This is a genomic window from Neotamlana sedimentorum (genome assembly GCF_000943565.1).
GTDB classification, from domain to species: Bacteria; Bacteroidota; Bacteroidia; order Flavobacteriales; family Flavobacteriaceae; genus Neotamlana; species Neotamlana sedimentorum.
In genome coordinates this window covers 424,790-445,283 of record NZ_JTDW01000005.1, presented here as the reverse complement: position 1 = coordinate 445,283, position 20,494 = coordinate 424,790, and the positions used below count along the sequence as shown (strand labels likewise).

Sequence of the window (20,494 nt, the reverse complement as noted above, 5' to 3'; positions counted from 1 at the left end):
AGGGCTTATATAAATAACTTATTTATCTTTATTGCTTTAAATTAATGTTAATTAATGGCAAAAACAAGTATTCATTTTAACTTATCGGAGCGTAAAATTTTATTACGTGTTTTCGATATAGTATTTATATTATTTTTTCTTTTTTTTGTGAGCAATACGTTTGCTTTCGATTATTTCACGATAACAAAAGAGAGGTGGGCTTGGGTTGTTGTTTTAATTATTTATGTTTCAGTTTTTGGTAGTATTTTCGAGATGTACGATTTGCAAAAATCGAGTAAAATCGAGAAGATTTCATCTAGTATTTTCTTTACGGTTTCTATAACAGTATTGTTTTACCTTTTAACGCCGTTTTTTACACCAGAATTACCCGATAACCGCCTTCAAATTTTGTTTTTCTTTTTCTCCATGCTCTTGGCATTATTTGCATGGCGATTTATTTACAGCAATTTTATTGAGTCGCAACGATTTTTTAAAAGAGTACTAATTATAGGAGAAATTTCAAATATTCAAACCATTATTGAAGCCTTTAAAAAATCTGACCCTAATTATAAAATTGTTGGATTTATTAATTGTGAAATTGATAAGATGGAAACGGTAAAATTTAAAGGTATTAATGAGTATAGACCAAATCAAATTCATGATGTAATAACTAATAAAAATGTAGGTGAAATTGTTATTGCAAGTTATAATTCAGAAAATATAACTTCCGATATATATTATACTTTAATTAGGTTATTAGAATCTGGTTTTCCAATAAAAGAATATACTCAGGTTTACGAAGAATTAACCCAGCGTGTGCCAGTTCAATTTGTTGGTAAAGATTTTTATAAGTATTTCCCATTTAGCCGAAGCAATCAAAATAAGTTATACCTGGTTTTTCATCGTTTGTTCGATTTGGTAGTTTCTATGATAGGTGTTGGTGTGGCTTTAGCTATTTTACCGTTAATTTTAGTTGGAAATACTTTAGGTAACCGCGGAAAGTTATTTTATACACAAGAGCGTGTAGGTAAAAATGGCACCTTATTTAAAATTATTAAATACCGAACCATGATAAAAAATGCTGAAACAAAAGGAGCAGTTTGGGCACAAAAAGGTGATTCTAGAATTACGCCATTTGGTAAGTTTTTAAGATATTCTCGTTTAGACGAAATGCCACAGTTTTTAAATATTTTACGTGGCGATATGAGTTTTATTGGCCCGAGACCTGAACGCCCGTTTTTTGTTAACGAACTATCTCAAATGCTACCATTTTATGAAACTAGACACATTATTAAGCCTGGTTTAACAGGGTGGGCACAAGTTATGACACGCTACGGTGATTCTTTAGACGATAGCTTATTAAAACTACAATACGATTTATATTATATTAAACATAGAAGCTTTTTATTAGATATTATTATCTTAATTAAAACCTTTAGTACTGTTATTTATTTTAGAGGACAATAGTTCTTTATTATCTATAATTTAGAATAATATTTCGATAAAAATAAGTATCGGATAGCCAAAGCAATTAGCAAAGGTAAAAGGCCAATAGCAAATACTTGAACACCAATAACCCAATGTAGGGTTAAAAGACACAACATTATAATTAAAAACTTAATATAGCTTTTAAGCCAAGAACTTATTTTCTTTTTAAAAAATTGTCCTACAACAAAAAGGTTTAATGCAAATGCCCATAACAAATTATAGTTGTTATGTGTGCTTTGATGATTTGTTGAAAACCAAAGAAGTAAAATTATTACGCCAACCAAACCTGTAATAATAAACAAACTAATGTCTAGCCATTTGCTTTGTTTCTTATTTTTAAAGTCGTTATAAGTAACGAAAATTATAAACAAACTAATAATCCCCAGAATAAATAAAGGGCTTGTAATGAATGAATCGTTGCCTTTTGTGGGTTTTTGTTCGAAAAGTAAATGACTTTTTTTAACTAATGGAGTACCATTGTTGATGGTGGCATTTTCAAAAAATAGGTGTATGTTTTTTGGAAGAAACATGTGTTCCTCTGGAGTGGCAGTTTGATCGATTACGCTTCCTAAGGCGATATCTATGCCTAAACTACCCCAAGTGTTTCGGTTTAAATTTTCTTGAATGAGGCTTCTAAAAGTGGCTTCAGTATAGTTTTTAGGAAGGTTAAAAACGATGCTGTTGTTTGTGTTTGATTGAGCAACATCTTTAATTTTAGTCGCGCAGTTATCGAAAAAGAAATCGTATAAATAAGCTCTGTTTTCTGGTTTGTAATTATTAACTAAATAATTATAAAGCGCTTGTTTTTGATGTTGTTTTAGGTTTAAAACTTGTTCTTTTAACGATCGGTTGTAATAATCGCGATAAATTAAATAAAACCTATTAAAATTAGTTTTACTAATAAGGTAATTAAGTTTTCCTTGTGCAAATTTTAAATAAAAATTTGGGGCATCAAAATCGTATTCACCATAACCATATGTAACATCTAGTTGTAATGCCGGATCTTTAATTCTAAAAGCACTATGGCCAAAGGCATCGCTTAAATTACTACCTGGACCAACCGTTAAAACGCTAATTTCTGCTTGATTTGTCAAGGTTAAATTTTGCCCAAAACTGGCATTAAACAGGCAAAAAGTAAATAAAAGCAGTAGAGTTTTCTTCATTAAACTAAATTTTAAAAATTAATTTTCGTTTATCTAAACATACTAAAATCGAGCTTTAGGGAAAACACGTTAGAGTATAACGCCACACTTTGGTCCCCAATATCGGTAAAGGCATAATCTATTTGTATGCCACTGTATTTAAAACCTAGTCCAAATGTAGGTTGAAAACTTAATTGTTGGGTATTATCGATTTGTAATTCATTTTGAAAATTGCCCATTCCTGCGCGTAGGTAAACCATATCGATATAACCAAATTCGAATCCTAAAGCGGGGTTAATACTAGCAACTGATGTTGAAATGATGTCGTTATTTTCCTCGAACCTAACATTAAGGTTAACTGCCGTTAATAACGTATAGTCATAATTAAAATCGACTAATTTTGATATGCCAATTTGGAGTTTAGGAATAGTAATTTCGGTGGTTTCTGGTAATTCTTGGTTTTGGCCTTCAACGGCGTCTTGTACGGTTGCGAATTCTTCTTCATCAATGGCCCATGCATTAAAAGTGGTTGTAATATCGCGAGCCATAACGCCAAATTTCCAATTATTACGCGATTCAAACTGTATACCAGCATCTAAACCAAAACCCCATGACGATGCAAAATCACCAATAATACGTCTTATAACTTTGGCATTTACGCCGTAATTTAATCCATTAAGCGGTAAAGCTCTGGCGTACGAAATGGTGAATCCGTAATCGGCTGTAGAAAAAAGGCTAATTCTATCGTAATTTATATTGCCCTCATCATCAATAAGTTGAGTGGTGTTTAAAATGTCGTCAACAGCAAAACGAATTAACGAAATACCTACGGCACTTTGCTGGTCTAAAGGAATAGCATAACCAATATAATCGTAGTTTGCAATATTAGCGAAGTAACTAGAGTGCATTAATGCTAATTGGTTGTCTTCAAGTTTTAATAATCCTGCCGGATTCCAATAACCAGAGTTTACATCGGCCGAATGCGAAGTAACGGCGTTACTCATTCCCAATGCAGCAGCATCAACACCTATATTCATAAACTCGTTTGAATATTTTCTAGTTGTTTGACTATAAACTAGTGTAGATATTACTATGAAAAATGCGGTTATGTTAGTTTTCAATGCTAATTTTTTACAAAGATGCACATAATATTTAAACCTATAAACTTGAATTTTTTCGAGTTATTGTTTTAGACGAAATTTGTTTACTATTTTTACAATCCTAAAAATTACTTAGATGAAAAAAGCCATACCAAACATCATAACTTTATTAAATTTATTTTGTGGATGCATTGCGGTAATTTTTGTAATTAATAATCAATTTGTTACTGCTGCGCTTTTTGTTTTTTTAGGTATATTTTTTGACTTTTTTGATGGTTTAGCAGCCCGAAAACTTAATGTGCAGAGTGCATTAGGTCTTCAGTTAGATTCGCTTGCCGATGTTGTTACAAGCGGTGTTGTACCTGGTTTGGTAGTTTATAAATTGTTGCAAATTGCAGAATTAAGCTGGGACGAGTACCATTTAGTGCCTTATTTAGGTTTAGCAATTACCTTAGCATCTGCCTATCGCTTAGCAAAATTTAATATTGATGATGAGCAACAAAGCTATTTTAAAGGATTACCAACACCTGCAAATGCGTTATTAATTGTATCGTTGCCTTTAATTTTAGAATATCAAAATAGCGACGCCATGAATGCTATAATTCTAAATAAATGGTTTCTAATTGGAATAACTATATTGAGCTGTTATTTGCTAAATTCAAATATTAAATTGTTTGCTTTAAAATTTAAAGATTACAGTTTTGCAAATAATGTAACTCGATATGTGTTTCTTTTGCTTTGTGTAGTTTTAATAATTGTTTTACAATTTGCAGCCATTCCATTAATCATTTTACTATATATTAGCCTTTCAATTTTAAATAATTTTTCATCAAAATAAAAGCCATTTATGTTAGAAAATATTTTTACACTTTTAATGCTTGTTATGCTGCAAGCAGTATTAGGGTTCGATAACCTATTGTATATTTCTTTGGAAAGTAAAAAAGCTCCCGAAAACCAACAAAAATCTGTTAGAAAAAAGGGGATTTTAATTGCAATTGCCTTACGTATTGTTTTGCTTTTTGTATTAGTTTCTGTAATCGATTTTTTTCAAGAGCCTTTTTCATTTTTAACAGCCGAGATAAAAGACATAGCGAAATTTGCCTTTAATGGGCATAGTTTAATTGTTTTAGCGGGTGGTGGATTTATTATTTACACGGCTATAAAGGAAATTTGGCACATGATTTCGTTAAAAGATTTAGATCATGATATTGAAGCTGGAGATAACAAGAATGTTAAGTCTGCAAGTGCTGTTATAACCAGTATTGTTATTATGAATTTAGTATTTTCTTTCGATTCTATTTTAGCAGCCATAGGGTTAACTAGCGATATAGAAAACAGTACAACCGCGTTTATAATTATGGCAATTGCCATTGTTTGCAGCGGATTATTAATGCTACTTCTTGCCGATAAAATTTCGGTATTTTTAGCTAAAAACCGCATGTACGAAGTTCTTGGTTTATTCATTTTATTTATAGTTGGAATAATGCTAGTTACCGAGGGCGGACACTTAGCGCATTTAGAATTATTTGGAAACCACATTGTACCAATGAGTAAAACAACCTTCTATTTTGTATTATTTGTACTTGTTGTTGTAGATGTAGTACAAGGTCGATACCAAAAGAAACTGTTGGCAGAACAACAAAAAGGTAAATAAAAATTATATATCATATTTTAAAAAAGCTCACTATTTACAGTGAGCTTTTTTGTGTTTTGTAAACAGCTTTTTGCTGGGTTTTTATAAAATAAGATCTTCTTAAAAATGTGTTTTATTTATTTGAATAATGCGATATATAATAAAGTGAAAGAGAGAATAGGTACTAATAAAATGCTTAAAGAATAAATCGAATAATAAAAATGATGTTTTTTGAAGTTGCCTCTATTTTTCACCCAAATGCCATCGGATAATTCGTTTCTATAAAGTTGAAAAGGTTCTTTTTTGAATATACTTTTAAAAGTAAAGGCTAATATTTTTATAGTAAAAATTAGGAGCAGAGGAAGCGCCGTGAAAAAAATGCACTCAAAATTTTGTAAATAGTTCCAGTTGAAGATTTCCATAATACAGCCAATGGAAAACATAAAAAGGGCAACTTTTGTATAATTAAAAAGATGTTTTCTGTCTTTTAAATCTTCAGAACAAGTTAGTATAATTAGGCTAAAAAATTGAAATAGAAACAAAATCATATAAAAATAGATTTCATTTAATTTCATAATAAAGTTTTGTATTTAGTCTCTAATTTTCTTCTTTCTAAGCTCGAAGTTTTGTCCTAAATAAACTTTTCTAACCATTTCATCACTAGCTAATTCTTCCGGTTCACCAGCTTTAAGAATACTACCTTCAAACATTAGATATGTTCTATCGGTAATAGCCAAAGTTTCTTGTACGTTATGGTCGGTAATTAAAATGCCAATATTCTTTTTAGTAAGTTGTGCAACAATACGTTGTATGTCTTCTACAGCAACAGGGTCTACACCAGCAAAAGGTTCATCTAATAAAATAAAACTAGGATCGGTTGCCAAAGCACGGGCAATTTCGGTACGTCTACGTTCGCCACCAGAAAGTAAATCGCCTCGGTTTTTTCTAATATGGCCAAGACTAAACTCTTCAATTAACGATTCCATTTTATGCAATTGCTCCTTCTTACTAAGTTTTGTAAGTTGTAAAACGCTTAAAATATTATCTTCAATACTTAATTTCCTAAAAACTGAAGCTTCTTGAGCTAAGTAGCCAATACCATTTTGTGCACGCTTGTACATTGGGTATTTTGTAATTTCTGTGTTATCTAGAAAAATATGGCCACCATTAGGTTTAATAAGTCCAACAATCATGTAAAACGATGTTGTTTTTCCAGCCCCATTAGGTCCTAATAGTCCAACAATTTCACCTTGTTCTACTTTAAGTGAAACATCTTTTACAACTTTTCGTCCGCTGTAGGACTTCATTAAATTATCGGCTCTTAAAATCATAATTACAATAACGTAAAATTTAATTAATTATTTGAGGCTTTTTTCTGCTTTACGCTGATTTCTAACAACTATTTTAGAAATATAAATACTAACCTGATATAATATTAAAATAGGAATAGCAACAATTACTTGGCTTGCAATATCTGGAGGTGTTATAATTGCAGAAAGAATTAAAACAATAACCAAAGCATATTTGCGGTAGGTTTTTAAAATTTCTGGGGTTACTAAGCCAACTTTAGTTAGAAAATAAATGATTATTGGTAACTCGAAAATTAAACCAGAAGCCAATGCAGATGATCGCACTAAAGCAATATAAGAACTAATATCTATTTGGTTATCTACCACTTCTGAAACGCTGTAATTAGCTAAAAAGTTAATAGATAGCGGTGTTACAATATAATACCCAAACAATACACCAATAAAAAACAGAAGCGAAGAAATAATAATAAACCCGCGTGAGTGTTTGCGTTCGTTTTCGTGTAATCCTGGACTAATAAAATGCCAAAGCTGATAAATTACGTATGGAAACGAAATAATAAAACCACCCAAAATAGCCGTCCAAATATCGGCCGAAAATTGTCCTGCCATGGTACGGTTCTGAATAATCATAGGTATTTCTTCGGCGCAAAATGTGGTGTCTATATTAATAAAAGTTGCCATTTCGCATAAAAAGTGATACGTTGGAAATGTCATTTTTAATGGCGCAAAAATGATGTCGTCGAAAATAAATCGACTAAAAATAAAGGCTAATGTTGCAACAACAATAACTGCAATACAAATACGAATTAAGTGCCAGCGTAAATCTTCGAGATGGTCTAAAAACGACATCTCGTTTATGTTTTTTTGAGCCATTAAATTATTCCTTCTTTTATTAAATCGTGTAAATGTACAATACCAGCATATTTACCGTTTTCTTCTACTAATAATTGCGTGATGTCGTTAATTTCCATGACTTCTAAAGCATCAACCGCCATAGCATCAATATTTATAGTTTTTGGGCTTTTTCCCATAATGTCTTTTGCTGTAAGCATTGAGAAATCATCGGTTTTACTTAACATTCTACGTAAATCGCCATCGGTAATAATACCAATAATTTTATCATTTTCAACAACAGCAGTAACACCAAGCATTTTAGCCGAAATTTCTACAATTACATTTTTTATGTTTGTATCGCCACTAACTTGAGGCTTTTGGTTTTCTGTCGATATATCTTTTACTCTTAAATATAGCTTTTTCCCTAAAGCGCCTCCGGGATGGTATTTTGCAAAATCTTCACTAGAAAAGCCACGCAAATTTAATAGCGAAATAGCCAGAGCATCCCCCATAACTAATTGTGCTGTAGTACTTGTGGTTGGTGCCAGATTGTTAGGGCACGCTTCTTTTTCAACGTAAGTATTTATAATAAAATTAGCTTGTTTAGCAAGGAATGAATTTTCGTTTCCAGTCATGGCAATCAAACTATTTTCACCTCTTTTAATTAGAGGTATCAAGACTTTAATTTCAGGAGTGTTTCCACTTTTTGAAATACAAATAACAACATCGTCTTTTAATATTAAACCTAAATCGCCATGTATGGCATCGGCGGCATGCATATAAACTGCGGGAGTGCCTGTAGAATTTAATGTGGCCACAATTTTACTAGCTATTATAGCACTTTTGCCAACTCCAGTAATAATTACCCGCCCTTTTGATTTGTATATAAGGTGTACGGCTTCTTCAAAGTCATTGGTAACCAGATCAGAGAGGTTTAAAATAGCATTTGCTTCGGCTTCAATAGTTTTTTTTGCTATATTAACAATTGATATTTTATCGTTCAAAGTTTAATATTTTATTGCGTTTTTAAAGATTTTGTTATCTTTATAGATGCACAAATTTAATTTTTATGTAAATTAGATTTTCGATACAAAACTAACGAAAAAAAAGATGAGGGTTCTTCAAATGTATTATTTAATTTCATAGTACATTTTTTAATAAAACGTTAAATTAATTAAAACTATTCATGTCTGTAGACAAAACTGACTTACAAGTTTCACTTAAAAAATATTTTGGGTTCAGTAAATTTAAAGGTCTCCAAGAAAATGTTGTTAAAAGTATATTATCTGGAAAACATACTTTTGTAATAATGCCTACCGGAGGTGGTAAGTCATTATGCTATCAGTTACCAGCTTTAATGCAAGAAGGTACCGCAATTGTAGTTTCCCCGTTAATTGCTTTAATGAAAAATCAAGTGGATGCTATTCGAGGTGTTTCAAATCAAGAGGGCATAGCCCATGTATTAAACTCATCCCTGAATAAAACTGAAGTTAAGCGTGTTAAGGAAGATATTGTAAGCGGTGTTACCAAGCTATTATACGTGGCGCCAGAATCTCTTACTAAAGAAGAAAATGTCGATTTTTTAAGGTCGGTTAAAATATCATTTCTAGCAATTGATGAAGCGCATTGTATAAGTGAATGGGGACACGATTTTAGACCAGAATACCGTAACTTAAGAAGTATAATTGGACGAATTGGAGAAAATATACCAATTATAGGTTTAACAGCAACGGCAACTCCAAAAGTTCAGGAAGATATTATAAAAAACTTAGGCATAACAGGGGCTAATACTTTTAAGGCATCATTTAATAGACCGAATTTGTATTATGAAGTTAGACCAAAAACTAAAAATGTTGATGCGGATATTATTCGTTTTATAAAGCAAAATGAAGGCAAATCTGGTATTGTATATTGTTTAAGTCGTAAACGTGTTGAAGAATTAGCACAGGTGCTTCAAGTAAATGGTATAAACGCTGTACCGTATCATGCTGGTTTAGATGCCAAAACAAGATCGAGTCATCAAGATAAATTTTTAATGGAAGATGTAGATGTTGTAGTTGCAACCATAGCCTTTGGGATGGGTATAGATAAACCCGATGTACGTTTTGTAATACACCACGACATTCCTAAAAGTATAGAAAGTTATTATCAAGAAACTGGTAGAGCTGGGCGCGATGGAGGTGAAGGTCATTGTTTAGCCTATTATTCTTATAAAGATATTGAAAAACTCGAAAAGTTTATGTCGGGTAAACCTGTTGCCGAACAAGAAATTGGGCAGGCATTACTACAAGAAATGGTTGCTTTTGCTGAAACATCGATTTCTCGTCGAAAATTTATTTTGCATTATTTTGGTGAAGAGTTCGATAATGAAACAGGTGAAGGTGGAGACATGGATGATAATGTTCGAAATCCCAAAAAGCAACATGAAGCCGAAGATGAAGTTAAATTACTTATAGAAACTGTATTTAAAACCAACGAAAAATATAAATCGAAAGACTTGGTTAACGTACTAGTTGGAAGTGAAAATGCCCTTATTAACTCGCATAAAACCAACGAACAACCGTTTTTTGGAGCAGGTAAAAGTCAAGAAAAAAAGTATTGGATGGCGCTGTTAAGACAAGTGCTTGTTTCTGGTCATTTAAGAAAAGATATTGAAACCTATGGTGTTATTAAATTAACCGATTCTGGTAAAGATTTTATGAGTAACCCGGTGTCTTTTATGATGACTGAAGACCATGAGTTTACTCAAAATCAAGACGATGCTATTGTAACCAATACAAAAAGTGGAGGTGTTGCAGCCGATGAGGTTTTAATGAGCATACTTAAAGATTTAAGAAAGAAAAATGCTAAGAAACTAGGCGTTCCTCCATTTGTTATTTTTCAAGATCCATCTCTTGAAGATATGGCACTTAAATACCCAATTACTTTATCAGAATTAGGTAATGTTCATGGTGTTGGCGATGGTAAGGCAAAAAAATACGGTAAAGATTTTGTAACTCTTATTGCTAAATATGTTGAAGACAACGATATTATGCGACCAGACGATTTGGTTGTAAAATCTACCGGAACTAATTCTGCAAATAAGTTATATATTATTCAGAATATTGATAGAAAATTGCCACTTGACGATATTGCTTCTGCCAAAGGGCTGTCTATGGAAGAGTTTATTAAGGAAATGGAAGCTATAGTTTATTCTGGTACAAAACTTAATATAAATTATTGGATTGATGATATTTTAGATGAAGACCAACAAGAAGAAATTCATGATTATTTCATGGAATCTGAATCTGATAACATAAATCTGGCTATTGATGAATTTGACGGCGATTATGATGATGAAGAATTACGTTTATATCGCATAAAGTTTATTAGCGAGGTAGCGAATTAATGTTATCTAATTTGGTTTTGGTGGTTTTGCAGTAAATTGAATCAGATGTTTGTTGTTTTATTATGAATAGATATAATATTAGCTTTTTAGCTTAAAAAATCTTCTTACTTCTAGTTTCTGTCTTCAAACATCATTTCCTATCTTTGCAGCCTAAAATTTAAGAAATGAAAGACGGATTATACGCAAAATTCAATACAACTAAGGGCGAAATTCTAGTAGCTTTAGAGTATAAAAAAACACCAGGAACCGTTGGTAACTTTGTTGCTTTAGCCGAAGGTAACTTAGAAAATAAAGTAAAACCTCAAGGAACACCATATTATAACGGGTTAAAATTTCACAGAGTAATTCCAGATTTTATGATTCAAGGTGGTTGCCCGCAAGGCACAGGTTCGGGTAACCCAGGATACCAGTTCGATGATGAATTTCATCCAGATTTAAAACATGATGGCCCTGGAGTTTTGTCTATGGCAAACGCCGGACCTGGAACTAATGGAAGTCAGTTTTTTATAACACACGTTGAAACTCCATGGTTAGATAACAATCATACTGTATTTGGTAAAGTGATAGAAGGGCAAGATGTTGTTGATGCAATTGCTCAAGGAGATGTTATCGATACTTTAGAAATTGTAAAAGTAGGAGCAGAAGCAGAAGCTTTTAATGCCATAGAAGCATTTAGAACTTTTGAAGGAGCTAGAGAAAAACGTGAAGAAGCAGAAAAGAAAGCAGCGGAGGCTGAATTAGATAAACTTGCAACTGGTTTTAATAAAACTGAAAGTGGTTTACGTTACCAAATTCTGCAACAAGGTAATGGTAAAAAAGCCGAAAAAGGTAAAACAGTTTCTGTACATTACAAAGGACAATTACCAGATGGAACCGTTTTCGATTCTTCATACAAAAGAAATGCACCAATAGATTTTCCTTTAGGAATGGGACAAGTAATTTCTGGTTGGGATGAAGGTATTCAGCTTTTAAAAGTTGGGGATAAAGCCAGATTAGTAATTCCTAGTCATTTAGGTTATGGATCTCGTGGTGCAGGTGGAGTAATTCCGCCTAACGCAACTTTAGTTTTTGATGTTGAGCTAATGGATGTAAAATAAAAACTTTTTATAAATAAACTATTAAAGTACTTAACTCGTTAGGTACTTTTTTGTTTTTTATAGTTTTTTTTACTTATTTTTAGTTAAAATGAAATTATAGCATGGTGAGGAGTAGGAGTGTGAAAAATTCTCGTTTTTATAACGAGATTCTAGAAGAATTTAACTATTCGTTTGGTAAATTATTTGTGTTTCAGGGATATGTAATCTCCGAAATTTATGAAGGAGAGACTATTGGATGGGAGTGTGGAGAACAAATGGTTAATGATGTATCTAATTTTTTAAACACCAAGAGTGGTGAAATAATTTTTATTACAAATAGGATTAATTCGTACTCTGTTATAGCATCTGATTGGTTAAAATTTTTTAAACATAGTTATTCTTTAAAATCTTATTTTGTGGTGTCTAGTAGTTCTGTAGGAACACTTAATTCTACCATAGAAAAGTTGTTTTTTAAAAAGAAAATTAAACATTTTAATAGTTTAGATGAAGCTATTTTAGAGGCTAAATCTATTTTAATACAATCTGTTGATAGATAGTTAAATTATATCTTATGGAAAGTTTAGAATTACTTAAATACCCTATCGGAAAATTTAATTGCCCCAAAAATATTACTAAAAAGCAAATTGAAACTTGGACTTTAGAATTGGAAAATTTTCCCAAAAAGCTTGAAAATTTAGTTAAGAACCTTAATGATGAACAACTGGATACGGTTTATAGACCAAAAGGATGGACGATTAGGCAAGTAATTCATCATGTTTCAGATAGTCATCATCATAGTTATACACGTTTTAAATGGGCTTTAACCGAAGATAAACCGGTTATAAAAGCTTATTATGAAGATCGTTGGGCAGAACTTTTTGATACCAAAACAGCACCTATTGAGATGTCTATACAGCACTTAAAAGCGGTTCATTTTAAGTTGGTTTACCTTATTCGAGGATTAAAATTGTCTGATTTTAAGAGAGTTTTTATTCACCCAGAAACAAATTCTGATGTTTTTTTAGATTATAACATAGGTAATTATGCATGGCATGGAAATCATCATTATGCCCATATTGAAAATTTACTAAAACGAAACAACTGGATTTAAAGTTTATACCGTGATAAGACCTTTTAAAATTGAAGATATACCACAAATTCTTGATATATATAACTATTATGTTTTAAATACTACGGCAACTTTCGATTTAGAAGTTTGTCAACTAGAGCCCTTTAAAGAAAAACTTTTAGGGATAAATGCAAATTTTCCTTTTTTCGTTTTTGAAACTGATGGAGAAATTCTTGGTTATGCTTATGCAAGTAAATTTAGAGAAAGACCTGCCTATAATGGAACGGTAGAAACTACAGTTTATGTAAAGCAAAAAGTCCATGGTAAACAATTTGGTACGACGTTGTATGCAAAACTTATAACACAACTTAAAAAAGAAAAATACCATATGGTTTTAGGTGTTTTAACAATACCCAACAACGCAAGTGTTAAATTGCATGAAAAATTCGGTTTTAAGCAAGTTGCAGATTTAAAAGAAGTAGGTTTTAAATTTGGGCAATGGTTAAATGTAGGTTTTTGGCAACTTAAATTACAATAAAAAATTAACTTTTATTTTTTCCATTTAATATTGCAGCCAATACTAGGTTTTTGCGGAGACTCGTTTTTTTTATTGTTGAGCAGGCAATCTATTGCATATTTTAAATCGTTGCCAGTAACAGGTAAGTCATTTCCTGGTCTTGAATCATCTAGTTGCCCTCTATAAATCAGTTTTAAATCAGCATCAAATAAGTAAAAGTCGGGAGTGCATGCTGCATCATATGCTTTTGCAACTTTTTGTGTTTCATCGTATAAATAAGGAAAAGGGTAATTATTTTCTTTTGCATGAATAGCCATTTTTTGGGGAGAGTCTTGCGGATAATTAATAACATCGTTACTAGAAATAGCAATAAAACCAATACCGTGTTCGCTGTAAGTATTAGCTATATTTACAATTGTTTTATTAACATGAATAACAAATGGGCAGTGATTGCAAATAAACATAATTACAGTGCCTTTACTTCCTTTTAATTGTGATAGTGAAAGTTTTTGTTTCGAAATTGTATCTGTTAAATTAAAATTTGGAGCCGTTGTTCCTAATGGAAGCATGTTTGAAGGTGTATTTGCCATTTTTATTTTCTTTAATTCAAATTTCGTGATTATTTGTATTTTTAAAAAATGAATAATACAATAACTTTTGAAGATTTTACCAAAATAGATTTGCGTGTAGGAACTATAATTGAAGTAAATGACTTTCCAGAGGCTAGAAATCCGGCTTACCAATTAGTAATTGATTTTGGCGAATTAGGTATTAAAAAATCTTCAGCACAAATTACAACACTTTATAAAAAAGAAGATTTATTACAGAAACAAATAGTTGCTGTAGTTAATTTTCCTAAAAAGCAAATTGCTAAATTTATGAGCGAGTGTTTGGTTTTAGGTGCAGTTAATGGTGCCGATGTAATTTTGTTAAATCCAGAAAATAAAGTGAAAAACGGAAGCACCGTAGCTTAATATGCAGGAACTAGATAATGTTGTAATTAATTTTGATAGCAGCGGTTTATGGGTGCTAAATTTGGCTTTAGCCATAGTTATGTTTGGTGTCGCTTTAGGTATAACATTAAACGATTTTAAGCAATTGCTAAAAACTCCAAAGTTAATTTTAGTAGGTGTTTTATGCCAGTTTGTACTTTTACCTTTATTAACATTTTTAGTGGTTTGGGTTATAAAACCACAACCAAGCATTGCTTTAGGCATGTTAATGGTTGCCGCATGTCCAGGTGGGAATATATCTAACTTTATGACGCATTTAGCTAAAGGAAACACGGCTTTATCGGTTAGTTTAACAGCCTTTGCCACCTTTATAGCCATATTTATGACGCCTTTTAACTTTCAGTTTTATGGAAGTTTATACCCGCCAACAGCTCAAATATTAAAAGAGGTAGCTTTAAGTCCTGTTGATATAATACAACTAGTAATTTTAATTTTAGGTATTCCTTTAGTTTTAGGAATGGCTTTTCGATATAAATTTCCGGTTATGGCTTTAAAATTATCTAAACTTTTAAAACCTTTATCTATAATAGTTTTTGGTTTAATTGTGGTATTGGCTTTTTCTAAGAATATCGACATTTTTAATAATTACATTCATTATGTATTATTAATTGGTGTGTTTCATAATTTTTTGGCCATTATTTTAGGCTTTTCAGTGGCTAAATTTTTTAAATTGTCGTTTACCAACCAAAAAACTATAGCCATTGAAACTGGAATACAGAATTCTGGACTAGGTTTATTGTTAATTTTTACTTTTTTTAATGGTTTAGGAGGTATGGCAATTTTAGCTGCGTTTTGGGGCATATGGCATATAATTTCTGGGCTAGTTTTGGCATTTTACTGGTCGTACACTTCGGTTAAAAAAGTTGCCATTTGAAAAAGATTTGGCTACATACGGTTCGTTTTTATTTAAGGTGTGCTTTATATTTTTATTATAAGAAAGTTAAGGTAATTAATGCGAAAAATATTCCTAAAAACAAGCCGCTTTTGTTGCTGTCTAATCATCAAAATGCTTTAATTGATGCATTGCTTATTGCCGTTTATGGTAATGGTCGTTTTTTTTACTTTTTAACTAGAGCTAGTGTTTTTAATAAACCATTAATTGCAAAAATTTTAAAGTCTTTACAAATGATTCCTGTTTATCGTGTTCGAGATGGTTGGAGTACAATTTCTAATAATGTTGAGGTTTTTAATACTTGTAGCGAGCTATTACATAACAATGATGCAGTGTCCCTTTTTCCTGAAGGAAACCATAGTTTAAAACGAACTGTACGCCCTTTAAGTAAAGGATTTACGAGAATTGTTTTTGAAACTCTTGAAAAATATCCGGAAACCGATTTACAAATTATACCTTTGGGATTAAATTATGAAAACGCTAAAAATTATCCGGACTCGGTAAGTCTAAATTTTGGTATTACTATTTCTGCAAAGCAATTTTTATTTGAAGATAAGCATAAATCAGTTTTAAAACTAAAAACCGTTTTGCAAGAACGTATTTCACAATTAACAACTCACATTCCTGAAGATAATTATGCTGTCACACTTGAAAAATTAAAAACTATAAATGTTGATTTTTTACAACCAGAGAGGATAAATAGTTTAATAAAAGATGATTGTTTAGATGAGATCCCACCTTTTAAATCTAAAAAAAGTACTTTAAAAAAATTGTTTAAAACTTTATTAATTTTTCAATTAATAGTGCCATTTATAGTATGGCAATTTTTAATAAAACCAAAAATAAAAGAGGCTGAGTTTACGGCAACATTTAGGTTTGCGGTCGCGATAACATTGGTTCCTATTTGGGTGTTTTTAGTTTTTTGCTTATTAGCAGCTGGTTTTAGTATTCGAATAGGATTAATTTATTTAATAACAGTATTTTTAATAGCACTGTTAACAAGTAAAATATAACATATAAAAAAACCATCAAATTTTGATGGTTTTTATTTTAATTAAATATCGTCAAAATCTACATCTGTAAAACTTTCAGGAGTTTTTAATTCCGCTTCGGTAACATGAGTGGTGTCGAATTCTTTTTTAAAGTCTTTTTGGTGTCTTTCACTAATTACTTCATCTCCCTTTTCACTAATGATATAATCTGTCATTTCAGATAAAATCTCTTTAAATTCGGCGAAATCTTCCTTATAAATGTAAATTTTATGCTTTTTGTAATGAAACGATCCATCATCATTAGTGAATTTTTTACTTTCGGTAATTGTTAGATAGTAGTCTTCAGCCTTAGTTGCTCTAACATCAAAAAAATAAGTTCGTCGTCCTGCTCTTAATACTTTTGAAAAAATTTCCTCTTTCTCCATCATAGCATTCATTTTGAATTGAAATAAGTGTTGATTTAATTGTTTTGTGAATACCAAAAATCTAAAAAAAACTCTTATTAACCAACAAATTATAGGTTTTCTTTTAGTAAAATTCCATTTATTCTTGTTGTTGCATTAAAAGATTGGCAGAATGATTTTAAGCTTAAGATTTTTCGCTTAATTGTTTAAGGTAAAGTTCTTTGTAGTAGCCATCTACATTTATTAAACTTTCGTGGTTGCCTTCCTGTACAATCTTGCCATCATCTAGAACAATAATTTTATCGGCGTTTTTTGCTGATGAAACACGATGACTAACTATAATTGAGGTCTTGTTTTTTGAAATTTTATTAAGGTTTTTAAGAATCTTTTCTTCTGTTTCAGTATCTACAGCCGAAAGACAATCGTCGAATAACAATATTTTTGGCGATTTTATAATGGCTCTCGCAATAGAAACACGTTGTTTTTGCCCGCCAGAAAGTGTAATGCCACGCTCTCCTAATACGGTGTCGTATCCGTTTTTAAACTTTATAATGTTTTTGTGCACTTGAGCATTTTTGGCGGCTTCAATTACATCGTCGTTGGTAGCATCAATTTTACCAAAGCTTATGTTGTTTTTTATACTATCCGAAAACAAAAAAGCATCTTGAGGAACATAACCAATACTATCGCGTAAATTATATAGGTTTAACGCTTTTAACGGTTTGTTGTTTATGGTTATGTTGCCATGTTTTACATCATACAAACGACTAATTAAATCTAAAATTGTGGATTTGCCAGAACCTGTTTTACCTAAAATGGATAAGGTTTCGCCAGTTTTTATACTAAAGCTTATTTCTTTTAAGGCATTAATATTTGTATCGTCGTAAGTGAAAGAAACATTATTAAATACAATGTCGCCTTCAATTTTTGTATTGGCCGTATTTTCGTTTTTAATTTCGGGTTCTATTTTTAAAAACTCATTAATACGTTTTTGCGATGCTTCGGCTTGTTGTACAATAGAGGTTACCCAACCAACCGTTGCAACTGGCCAAGTTAAAAGGTTTACATACATTAAAAATTCGGCAATAGTACCAATACTTTCAATTTCGCCATTTATATATTGCATACCGCCAATGTAAATTACCAAAAGATTACTTGTGCCTATTAATAAAATCATCATAGGAAAAAACCAAGCTTGTACTTTAGCTAAACTTACTTGTTTGTTTTTACTTTCAATGGCTAAATTGTTAAAGTTTTTTGAGGTTTGCGCTTCCAGTCCGTACGCTTTTATTACCGAAATACCACTAAAAGATTCTTGCGTAAATGTTGATAGTTTCGATAAATATTCTTGAACAACGGTGCTGCGATTATGTATTTCTTTACTTAACTTATAAATAATAATTGATAAAATAGGAAGCGGAACCAAAGTGTATAGCGTAAGTTTTGGCGACGCCTTGTACATATAAAATATAACCATAATTATTAAAGTAATGGTATTTATACTGTACATAATTGCGGGTCCAGCATACATGCGCACACGTGTAACATCTTCGGTAATTCGGTTCATTAAATCACCGGTTCTGTTCTTCTTATAAAAGTTTAACGAAAGTTTTTGGTACTGGGCGTAAATTTCATTTTTTAAATCGAATTCAATGTATCGCGAAACATTTATTATAGTTTGGCGCATAAAAAAAGTTAAAATAGCACCAATAATTGCCGCTCCAATTATATATAAAATGGCTTCTAATAAATCATTTTTAAAAACGTCTATAGTTATGTTACCTGAAAAATAATTTTCAATTACCGTAAAAATTTGTTTAACATAACGCGGTGTGTAAAGTAAAAACAAACGCGCAATTATAGTTATAATGATTCCAATAATTAAATGGCTTCGGTATTTATAAAAGTATTTATTTAAATGCAGTAATGCTTTCATGTAATTATAAAAAGTAGAAACGCAAATATAGTTTATTAATGATAATTACACGGAATACTGGCGTAATTGAATTGTTAAACATTGCTTAATTAATTTGTAATAATTATTTAAAAATAAACATGAGAAGTTATTAAATATAGTATTACTTTTGCAGCGTAAAATTTTTTAAACGACATATTTGTTTTATAAAAGTTCTTTGTAATTATGCTTAATAGAAGACACATTCGCATTAAAGTCATGCAAGGCCTTTATGCTTTTAAAGGTTCAGAAAGTGACGATTTTAGTAAAGACCAAAAATTTCTGCTATTTAGCATAGAAAACATCCAAAATTTATACCTTTTAATGCTGTCCTTACTCATTGAAGTGCAAAAAAGAGCAGCTAGCGATATTGTAAAAAAGCAACAAAAACATCTTGCCACAAAAGAAGATAAGGATCCTAATCGAAAGTTTGTGAATAATCAAGTTTTAAGCATTCTTTGCGAAAGCGAAGCGCTGCGTGATGCTCTTGAAAATAGAAAAATTGATAATTGGGAGCTCGACAGCGAATACGTCGATGTTATTTTTAAAGCCATTACATCGAGTAGTTTGTATAAAGATTACATGAAAACAAGAACCTCCGATTTTAAAGAGGATAAAGATTTTATTGTTGATGTTTTTAAAGAAATTGTAGCGCCTAACGAAAAGTTATACGATTATATCGAAGATAAAAACCTTACTTGGTTAGACGATTTACCAATTGTAAATACTACTATTTTAAAGCTTTTAAGAAAAGTAAAACCTAGTGGTTCTGGGCAACACTTTACTCCGAAATTATATAAAGATATAGACGATAAACAATTTGCAATCGAATTGTTTAGAAAAACTTTATTAAATCGAACCAGTTTAAATACTGAAATTGAAGGGAAAACCAAAAATTGGGATACCGATAGAATTGCCAATGTAGATTATATATTGCTACAAATGGCGATTTGCGAGGTTAATCATTTTTCATCTATACCAGTAAAAGTTACTATTAACGAATATCTCGAAATATCGAAGGAATATAGTACACCAAAAAGTAGCATTTTTATTAATGGTATTTTAGATAAGTTGGTAAAAGAATATGAAGCAACAGGAAAATTACAAAAAGTAGGCCGAGGCTTGCTTTAAAGAGTGTTAAGAACTTTACAAAAAATTTTTAATCGCCCAAATAATTACTATTTTTACGAACCAAATTTATAAAATTTTATTTTTTATTATGAAAAAAATTATCTTAGGCTTAGCGGCATTTGCCATGTTAGCCTTTACATCTTGTAAGGACAATGCAGCAAAAAAAATTGACGAAAGTAATATTGCAGCTGCAGCTGAAAGAGATGCCGTAGCATCAAAATTTCCAGTAATTGAGTTTGAAAAAACGGAACATGATTTTGGAGAAATAGAGTCTAGAACAGCAGTTGAAACGGTGTTTAAGTATAAAAACGCGGGTGATGCACCTTTAGTAATTACAGATATTAAAAGTTCATGTGGGTGTACAGTTCCTCAAAACTGGAGTAGAGAACCTTTAGCTCCTGGTGCAGAAGGTGAGTTTACTGTTAAGTTTAATGGTAGCGGATCTAACAAAGTAACTAAAACCATTACGGTTTCAGCAAATACTGAAAAGGGTAAAGAAACTGTAAAAATTATGGCTTTTGTAAAACCAGATCCAAATAAAGTAACTAACGCTCCAGCAGCACACTAATTAA

Annotated in this window: 21 protein-coding genes; 13 read left to right on the top strand and 8 right to left on the bottom strand. The window is 31.2% G+C overall.

Annotated elements, in window-relative coordinates:
- Window positions 1-54: 54 nt before the first annotated feature.
- The gene (locus tag PW52_RS09290; RefSeq protein WP_044632638.1) at window positions 55-1,446 is read left to right on the top strand and encodes an exopolysaccharide biosynthesis polyprenyl glycosylphosphotransferase; all 1,392 of its coding nucleotides are present in this window, start codon (window positions 55-57) and stop codon (window positions 1,444-1,446) included.
- Window positions 1,447-1,457: 11 nt separating this feature from the next.
- Here PW52_RS09290 and PW52_RS09285 read toward each other — a convergent pair whose 3' ends face one another.
- Entirely contained in the window at window positions 1,458-2,630 is a 1,173-nt protein-coding gene (locus PW52_RS09285; protein WP_044632637.1) for a lipoprotein N-acyltransferase Lnb domain-containing protein, read from the bottom strand.
- Window positions 2,631-2,659: 29 nt separating this feature from the next.
- Entirely contained in the window at window positions 2,660-3,730 is a 1,071-nt protein-coding gene (locus PW52_RS09280; RefSeq protein ID WP_449406559.1) for a putative type IX sorting system protein PorV2, read from the bottom strand.
- Between the two features lie 115 nt (window positions 3,731-3,845).
- Here PW52_RS09280 and pssA point away from each other — a divergent pair, with 115 nt between their 5' ends.
- On the top strand, window positions 3,846-4,547 hold the full coding sequence (gene pssA, locus PW52_RS09275) for a CDP-diacylglycerol--serine O-phosphatidyltransferase (protein ID WP_044632635.1): 702 nt from the start codon (window positions 3,846-3,848) through the stop codon (window positions 4,545-4,547).
- Between the two features lie 9 nt (window positions 4,548-4,556).
- Complete coding sequence (locus PW52_RS09270; RefSeq protein ID WP_044632634.1) at window positions 4,557-5,363, top strand: TerC family protein; 807 nt, start codon at window positions 4,557-4,559, stop codon at window positions 5,361-5,363.
- Window positions 5,364-5,932: 569 nt separating this feature from the next.
- On the opposite strand, the gene lptB is transcribed toward PW52_RS09270, so the two are convergent.
- Genes lptB through PW52_RS09250 form a run of 3 tightly spaced genes read right to left on the bottom strand, consistent with a single transcriptional unit; the run spans window position 5,933 to window position 8,490 of the window.
- Window positions 5,933-6,673, bottom strand: a complete 741-nt coding sequence (lptB, locus tag PW52_RS09260; RefSeq protein WP_044632632.1) for an LPS export ABC transporter ATP-binding protein — start codon at window positions 6,671-6,673, stop codon at window positions 5,933-5,935.
- A 27-nt stretch (window positions 6,674-6,700) separates the two neighbouring features.
- Window positions 6,701-7,525: a twin-arginine translocase subunit TatC gene (gene tatC, locus PW52_RS09255; protein ID WP_044632631.1), complete on the bottom strand. Its 825-nt coding sequence runs from the start codon at window positions 7,523-7,525 to the stop codon at window positions 6,701-6,703.
- A complete protein-coding gene (locus PW52_RS09250; RefSeq protein WP_044632630.1) occupies window positions 7,525-8,490 on the bottom strand; it encodes a KpsF/GutQ family sugar-phosphate isomerase in 966 nt (321 codons plus the stop codon). The genes tatC and PW52_RS09250 overlap by 1 nt, the downstream gene beginning before the upstream one ends.
- Window positions 8,491-8,672: 182 nt before the next feature.
- Here PW52_RS09250 and recQ point away from each other — a divergent pair, with 182 nt between their 5' ends.
- The 5 genes from recQ to PW52_RS09225 all read left to right on the top strand — a co-directional run bounded on the left by recQ (window position 8,673) and on the right by PW52_RS09225 (window position 13,557).
- Window positions 8,673-10,874: a DNA helicase RecQ gene (gene recQ / locus PW52_RS09245; RefSeq protein WP_044632629.1), complete on the top strand. Its 2,202-nt coding sequence runs from the start codon at window positions 8,673-8,675 to the stop codon at window positions 10,872-10,874.
- 164 nt (window positions 10,875-11,038) lie between these two features.
- Window positions 11,039-11,971 (top strand): peptidylprolyl isomerase, encoded by a 933-nt coding sequence (locus tag PW52_RS09240; protein WP_044632628.1) that lies wholly within the window; start codon window positions 11,039-11,041, stop codon window positions 11,969-11,971.
- Between the two features lie 119 nt (window positions 11,972-12,090).
- Window positions 12,091-12,507 carry a hypothetical protein gene (locus PW52_RS09235; RefSeq protein ID WP_165586770.1) on the top strand — a complete coding sequence of 139 codons (417 nt, stop codon included), beginning with the start codon at window positions 12,091-12,093 and terminating at the stop codon, window positions 12,505-12,507.
- A gap of 14 nt (window positions 12,508-12,521) precedes the next feature.
- Window positions 12,522-13,061 carry a YfiT family bacillithiol transferase gene (locus tag PW52_RS09230; protein ID WP_044632626.1) on the top strand — a complete coding sequence of 180 codons (540 nt, stop codon included), beginning with the start codon at window positions 12,522-12,524 and terminating at the stop codon, window positions 13,059-13,061.
- 10 nt (window positions 13,062-13,071) lie between these two features.
- On the top strand, window positions 13,072-13,557 hold the full coding sequence (locus tag PW52_RS09225; RefSeq protein WP_044632625.1) for a GNAT family N-acetyltransferase: 486 nt from the start codon (window positions 13,072-13,074) through the stop codon (window positions 13,555-13,557).
- Window positions 13,558-13,568: 11 nt separating this feature from the next.
- Here the strand turns inward: PW52_RS09225 and PW52_RS09220 are convergent, their stop codons facing one another.
- Window positions 13,569-14,126 carry a thioredoxin family protein gene (locus PW52_RS09220; protein WP_044632624.1) on the bottom strand — a complete coding sequence of 186 codons (558 nt, stop codon included), beginning with the start codon at window positions 14,124-14,126 and terminating at the stop codon, window positions 13,569-13,571.
- Between the two features lie 48 nt (window positions 14,127-14,174).
- Between PW52_RS09220 and PW52_RS09215 the strand changes: the two genes are divergently transcribed.
- From PW52_RS09215 to PW52_RS09205, 3 genes are read left to right on the top strand one after another with little or no spacing between them, the layout of a single operon-like run.
- Window positions 14,175-14,510 carry a tRNA-binding protein gene (locus tag PW52_RS09215; RefSeq protein ID WP_044632623.1) on the top strand — a complete coding sequence of 112 codons (336 nt, stop codon included), beginning with the start codon at window positions 14,175-14,177 and terminating at the stop codon, window positions 14,508-14,510.
- A 1-nt stretch (window position 14,511) separates the two neighbouring features.
- Window positions 14,512-15,423: a bile acid:sodium symporter family protein gene (locus PW52_RS09210; RefSeq protein ID WP_044632622.1), complete on the top strand. Its 912-nt coding sequence runs from the start codon at window positions 14,512-14,514 to the stop codon at window positions 15,421-15,423.
- Window positions 15,420-16,454, top strand: coding sequence for a lysophospholipid acyltransferase family protein (locus PW52_RS09205; protein WP_240475171.1), 1,035 nt, complete (start codon window positions 15,420-15,422; stop codon window positions 16,452-16,454). The genes PW52_RS09210 and PW52_RS09205 overlap by 4 nt, the downstream gene beginning before the upstream one ends.
- A gap of 41 nt (window positions 16,455-16,495) precedes the next feature.
- On the opposite strand, the gene PW52_RS09200 is transcribed toward PW52_RS09205, so the two are convergent.
- On the bottom strand, window positions 16,496-16,861 hold the full coding sequence (locus PW52_RS09200; RefSeq protein ID WP_205618129.1) for a PUR family DNA/RNA-binding protein: 366 nt from the start codon (window positions 16,859-16,861) through the stop codon (window positions 16,496-16,498).
- Window positions 16,862-17,021: 160 nt separating this feature from the next.
- Entirely contained in the window at window positions 17,022-18,773 is a 1,752-nt protein-coding gene (locus PW52_RS09195; RefSeq protein WP_044632620.1) for an ABC transporter ATP-binding protein, read from the bottom strand.
- A gap of 204 nt (window positions 18,774-18,977) precedes the next feature.
- On the opposite strand from PW52_RS09195, the gene nusB reads away from it, so the two are divergent.
- A complete protein-coding gene (gene nusB, locus PW52_RS09190) occupies window positions 18,978-19,922 on the top strand; it encodes a transcription antitermination factor NusB (RefSeq protein ID WP_240475170.1) in 945 nt (314 codons plus the stop codon).
- Between the two features lie 88 nt (window positions 19,923-20,010).
- Window positions 20,011-20,490, top strand: a complete 480-nt coding sequence (locus tag PW52_RS09185; RefSeq protein ID WP_044632618.1) for a DUF1573 domain-containing protein — start codon at window positions 20,011-20,013, stop codon at window positions 20,488-20,490.
- Window positions 20,491-20,494: the final 4 nt, after the last annotated feature.

Bases quoted from the DNA above. Each gene is read 5' to 3' on its own strand.
- lptB (WP_044632632.1), bottom strand. From the start codon at position 6,673: ATGATTTTAAGAGCCGATAATTTAATGAAGTCCTACAGCGGACGAAAA.
- nusB (WP_240475170.1), top strand. From the start codon at position 18,978: ATGCTTAATAGAAGACACATTCGCATTAAAGTCATGCAAGGCCTTTAT.
- PW52_RS09285 (WP_044632637.1), bottom strand. From the start codon at position 2,630: ATGAAGAAAACTCTACTGCTTTTATTTACTTTTTGCCTGTTTAATGCC.
- PW52_RS09195 (WP_044632620.1), bottom strand. From the start codon at position 18,773: ATGAAAGCATTACTGCATTTAAATAAATACTTTTATAAATACCGAAGC.
- tatC (WP_044632631.1), bottom strand. From the start codon at position 7,525: ATGGCTCAAAAAAACATAAACGAGATGTCGTTTTTAGACCATCTCGAA.
- PW52_RS09215 (WP_044632623.1), top strand. From the start codon at position 14,175: ATGAATAATACAATAACTTTTGAAGATTTTACCAAAATAGATTTGCGT.
- PW52_RS09220 (WP_044632624.1), bottom strand. From the start codon at position 14,126: ATGGCAAATACACCTTCAAACATGCTTCCATTAGGAACAACGGCTCCA.
- PW52_RS09185 (WP_044632618.1), top strand. From the start codon at position 20,011: ATGAAAAAAATTATCTTAGGCTTAGCGGCATTTGCCATGTTAGCCTTT.
- pssA (WP_044632635.1), top strand. From the start codon at position 3,846: ATGAAAAAAGCCATACCAAACATCATAACTTTATTAAATTTATTTTGT.
- PW52_RS09270 (WP_044632634.1), top strand. From the start codon at position 4,557: ATGTTAGAAAATATTTTTACACTTTTAATGCTTGTTATGCTGCAAGCA.
- PW52_RS09210 (WP_044632622.1), top strand. From the start codon at position 14,512: ATGCAGGAACTAGATAATGTTGTAATTAATTTTGATAGCAGCGGTTTA.
- recQ (WP_044632629.1), top strand. From the start codon at position 8,673: ATGTCTGTAGACAAAACTGACTTACAAGTTTCACTTAAAAAATATTTT.
- PW52_RS09200 (WP_205618129.1), bottom strand. From the start codon at position 16,861: ATGATGGAGAAAGAGGAAATTTTTTCAAAAGTATTAAGAGCAGGACGA.
- PW52_RS09240 (WP_044632628.1), top strand. From the start codon at position 11,039: ATGAAAGACGGATTATACGCAAAATTCAATACAACTAAGGGCGAAATT.
- PW52_RS09230 (WP_044632626.1), top strand. From the start codon at position 12,522: ATGGAAAGTTTAGAATTACTTAAATACCCTATCGGAAAATTTAATTGC.
- PW52_RS09290 (WP_044632638.1), top strand. From the start codon at position 55: ATGGCAAAAACAAGTATTCATTTTAACTTATCGGAGCGTAAAATTTTA.